The organism is Psychrobacter sp. TB20-MNA-CIBAN-0197 (assembly GCF_040309765.1).
In the GTDB taxonomy this organism is placed as follows: domain Bacteria; phylum Pseudomonadota; class Gammaproteobacteria; order Pseudomonadales; family Moraxellaceae; genus Psychrobacter; species Psychrobacter submarinus.
On the sequence record NZ_JBEOPC010000482.1, the window covers coordinates 1 to 277 of the forward strand.

The window sequence follows — 277 nt, forward strand, 5'->3', positions numbered from 1 at the left end:
GGGTGGCGATCGTCATCATGATCCTCGGCAGCCTGCCGTTCACCCTGTACGTGGCGACGCTGCGCGGCAACCGCCGTGCGTTGATCAGGGATCAACAGGTGCAGGGTTTGCTGGCAATGCTGCTGGTGACCTGGCTGGTGCTCGGCACCTGGTACTGGTGGACCACCAAGCTGCATTGGCTGGAAGCGCTGCGGCATGTGGCGCTGAACGTGACCTCGGTGGTCACCACCACCGGCTTCGCCCTCGGTGACTACAGCCTGTGGGGCAACTTCTCGCT

At 63.9% G+C, this 277-nt stretch carries 1 pseudogene; it reads left to right on the plus strand.

From position 1 onward, the window contains the following. Positions 1–277: pseudogene (locus AAEY83_RS14595) on the plus strand (potassium transporter TrkH); the annotation flags it as partial.